The sequence below is a fragment of the Longimicrobium sp. genome (assembly GCF_036387355.1).
Classification (GTDB): Bacteria; Gemmatimonadota; Gemmatimonadetes; order Longimicrobiales; family Longimicrobiaceae; genus Longimicrobium.
In genome coordinates, this window is sequence record NZ_DASVTX010000034.1 from 1 (window position 1) to 3,613 (window position 3,613).

Genomic DNA, 3,613 nt, shown 5'->3' on the forward strand with positions numbered 1-3,613 from the left:
CGCGTCTCAGCGCGGCCGGGTGAGGGCGCGGCCGGGTGAGGGCCACACCGTCCGCGCACACCCATCCCCTCCGAACCCACCTGGCCGACGGGGCGGCCTCAGAAGTGGTCCCGCATGATCTTGCGGCCGTAGTACAGCCCCAGCCCCGTTCCCACCATGCTCCCCATGATGGCGGCGAACATCCCGAACGGCTGCCCCACCACCCACCCGATCCACCCGCCCGCGAACGTACCGATGAACACCAGAAGCTTTTCCATCCCCGATCCTCCCGTGTGATCCGGCGGTCAGCGGTATTCCAGTTCCTGGCGGGTCCACACCTCGCCCGAGCGCACCACCAGCCGCACCGAGCGCAGGTTGGCCACGTTCGCCAGCGGGTCGGCCTCCAGCACCACCAGGTCGGCGATCATCCCCGGCCGCAGCGTGCCGATGTCCGTGCGGCCCATGGCGCGGGCCGCCGTCCGCGTGGAGGCCACCAGCACCTCCATGGGCGTCATGCCCGCCTCGGCCATCGCATCCATCTCGCGGTACACCGAGGCGCCGTGCAGCGTCAGCGGGTTGCCCGCATCCGTTCCCATGGCGATGGGGATTCCCGCCTCGCGCACCCGCCGCAGGTTCTGGAACATCATCGCGCGGTCCCGGTCCAGCGTCTCCCCGAACGCGGCGGGCAGGTTCAGGCGCGGCAGCGAGTCCGTCAGCGCCGCGCGTGCCCGGGTGCCCGGGTCCACGCAGGCCATGGGCACGCCCGTGGTGTCCAGCCGCCGCTGGTACAGCTGCCGGTATCCCTCCACCACCGTGAGCGTGGGGACGTAGATGGCCCCCGCCTCGCGCGCCAGCCGCAGGAACTCGTCATCCACCGGCCTGTCTTCCACCGAGTGCACGAGCAGCTTCGCGCCGGCCCGGAGCGCGTCCTTGGCCTCCCACAGCCCCGTGGCATGCACGATCATGGGAACGCCGGCGCGCCTCGCCTCTTCCGCCACGGCACGGATGCGGGCCTTGAGCGCCACCGTGTCCGGGTTCTGCCCTTCCACCAGGTACCACACCTTCATGGCGTCGGACCGGTTCAGCGCGATCATCCGCGCCGCTGCGTGGGTGGCGGAGTCGCTGGCGGTGAAGACGAACTGCCGCGCGGCCGGCGTGTTCACCCAGTGGTCCCGCGTGGAAAGCAGCGGGCCCGCCGCGGCCACGTGGGGCGCGGAGGTGCTCGCTTCGGCCCGGGAGCGCAGCCCCCACGTCCACGGATAGCCGCCCACGTCGAACGTTCCCGTGACACCCGCGCACAGGTAGCTGCGGTAGAAGCGCTCCGGGTGCGCCTCCAGCTGCGCCACGGTGCTGTCGTACGAAAAGCGGTCGCGCACGTCCTGGGCGTCGGGTCGTCCGTCCGCCCACCCCGTCTGCGAGTAGTGCACGTGCGCGTCGATGAGCCCGGGGATGATGTACCTGCCCCGCGCGTCGATGCGCTCCACGTCCGCGCCCGGCGTGCAGGCGCCCACGCACTCGATCCTGCCGCCGCGCATGACCACCGTGGCGTTGCGCAGGGGCGCGCCGCCCATCCCGTCGATCACCGTGGCGCCCGTGAAGGCGAACGCGGGCACCGGCTGGTCTCCCGGCGAGCCGAACGCGGTGCTCACCGCCACCTTCCAGCTCCCGTCCGCCTGCCGCACCAGCACCCGTTCCGACACGCCGCGCGCGCTGGTGCCGCCCTGGGCCACGCGGTAGCGGTACACGCCGTACGCCACGCCCGGGGCCACGGGAACGACCTCCACGTGCGAGGCGACGAGCGTGTCCGGCCACGAGTTGGGGTCGCCGGCCGCCATTCCCTGGTAGCCGTACTGCACGCCGGCCGGCCCGGTGCGCGCCAGCCGCGGGCTCTGCAGGTAGTTGCGCAGGTAGGAGGCGCGGTCGCGGCGGTGAATGGCTTCGATGTTGCCGCGAAAGGCCGCGAGCGCCTGGGCGGAGTCGCGGGCGCGGTCGGCGGCGGGGTACGTCTGGGCCTGCGCCGGGGCGGCCGCGGACGCCAGCAGCGCGAGCAGGGCGGCGGTGCGGGTGGTTGCGTTCATGTGGATGGAAGGCGGGAGCGGGTTGGCGAGGACAGGCGGTCAACAGTACCTTGGCGGCCCGGCCGGGTCAAACACGGTCCGCGGGCTGGAACCTCAACGGGAGAACCAACGTGGCGGATGAGGGGATGACGACGACGCCCTCCGGGCTGCAGTACCACGACGAGCAGGTGGGCACCGGCAAGGAGGCCCGGGCCGGCCAGCGCGTTCGCGTGCACTACACGGGCACGCTGATGAACGGCACCAAGTTCGACAGCAGCCGCGACCGGGGCACGCCCTTTGAGTTCGACCTGGGCGCGGGCCGCGTGATCCGTGGCTGGGACGAGGGCGTGGCGGGGATGAAGGAGGGCGGCAAGCGCCGCCTGGTGATTCCGCCGGAGCTGGGCTACGGCGCGCAGGGCGCGGGCCGGGTGATTCCGCCCAACGCCACGCTGGCGTTCGACGTGGAACTCATCAGCGTGGGCTGATCGGGGTGCGCGCCGGCGGTTGCGGCGCGGTTCACGCGGAGATGGCGGGGGTCGCGGGGGAACGGCGGAAGAACTGGCGCTCCCCCGCACCTGTTCGGGTCCCTTGTTTTAGATCAATTTAAATCGCATGTTCAGGCACGTTGCTGATCCTCCTCTTACGCTGAAACGGAATCCGATGCGCTTCGCCCCCGTTCCGCTGGCCGTCGCGGGCCTGCTCGCACTCGCGCCGTCGCTCGCCGCGCAGCGGCCGCACGAGCCGGGCGCCATCGAGGACAACAGCTTTCTACTGGAGGAGGCGTACAACCAGGAAAGCAACGAGGTGCAGCACGTGCTCACCTTTCAGCGGTCGCGCGACGGCGGCGAGCGGGAGATCGCGTTCACGCAGGAGTGGCCGCTGTGGAGTGAGCGGCACCAGATCAGCTACACCGTCCCGTACCTGCGGACGCCCGCGACCAGCGGCTTCGGCGATGCGGAGGTCGCGTACCGGTACCAGCTTTCGCAGAGCCGTGCGTGGGTGGCGCCCACCCTGGCCGTTACGCTGCCCACGGGGCGCGAGCTTCTGGGCGGCGGCCGCTCGGGGGTGGAGGCGCTGGTTCCCGTGAGCCTGCACCTTACCGACGCATTCGCCGCGCACACCAACGCCGGCGTGCACGTTCTGGCCGGGGTGGACGATGGGGAACCGACGCGCGGCGTGTCGCTGGGGCAGAGCCTGGTGTGGCTTGCCCATCCGCGGGTGAACCTGATGGTGGAAGCGCTCTGGGAGCGCGACGACACGGATGGGGAGGTGGAGGAGGAGTTCTTCGTGTCGCCCGGCGTACGCGGCCTGTTCACCGTCGGGGGTGCGCAGGTGGTGCCCGGGATCGCCCTGCCCATCGGCGTGGGCGCCAGCAACGGCGACCGGCAGCTCTTCGTCTACCTGAGCGTGGAGCACGCCTTCCGCCGCGGGAACTGACGGCAGCTGCCCTCACGGAGGACGCGGGAAACCGCGCGGAGCAGCACCAGATCAGGCTCCACGGCTCGGGGGATAAGGACGGGTACATCGGCCCCGTCCTATTCCCTATTCCCTATTCCCTATTCCCTATTCCCTGCCGT

General features: G+C 71.3%; 4 protein-coding genes. 2 read left to right on the plus strand and 2 right to left on the minus strand.

The genetic code is table 11. The annotated features are described in order from the left end of the window. Window positions 1–98 precede the first annotated feature (98 nt). On the minus strand, window positions 99–257 hold the full coding sequence (locus VF665_RS01610) for a hypothetical protein (RefSeq protein ID WP_331051650.1): 159 nt from the start codon (window positions 255–257) through the stop codon (window positions 99–101). 27 nt (window positions 258–284) lie between these two features. Further along, window positions 285–2,057, minus strand: coding sequence for an amidohydrolase family protein (locus VF665_RS01615; RefSeq protein ID WP_331051651.1), 1,773 nt, complete (start codon window positions 2,055–2,057; stop codon window positions 285–287). 125 nt (window positions 2,058–2,182) lie between these two features. On the opposite strand from VF665_RS01615, the gene VF665_RS01620 reads away from it, so the two are divergent. Beyond that, window positions 2,183–2,521, plus strand: a complete 339-nt coding sequence (locus VF665_RS01620; protein ID WP_331051652.1) for an FKBP-type peptidyl-prolyl cis-trans isomerase — start codon at window positions 2,183–2,185, stop codon at window positions 2,519–2,521. Window positions 2,522–2,696: 175 nt separating this feature from the next. Further along, entirely contained in the window at window positions 2,697–3,473 is a 777-nt protein-coding gene (locus VF665_RS01625; protein ID WP_331051653.1) for a hypothetical protein, read from the plus strand. Window positions 3,474–3,613: the final 140 nt, after the last annotated feature.

Bases quoted from the DNA above. Each gene is read 5' to 3' on its own strand.
- VF665_RS01610 (WP_331051650.1), bottom strand. From the start codon at position 257: ATGGAAAAGCTTCTGGTGTTCATCGGTACGTTCGCGGGCGGGTGGATC.
- VF665_RS01615 (WP_331051651.1), bottom strand. From the start codon at position 2,057: ATGAACGCAACCACCCGCACCGCCGCCCTGCTCGCGCTGCTGGCGTCC.
- VF665_RS01620 (WP_331051652.1), top strand. From the start codon at position 2,183: ATGACGACGACGCCCTCCGGGCTGCAGTACCACGACGAGCAGGTGGGC.
- VF665_RS01625 (WP_331051653.1), top strand. From the start codon at position 2,697: ATGCGCTTCGCCCCCGTTCCGCTGGCCGTCGCGGGCCTGCTCGCACTC.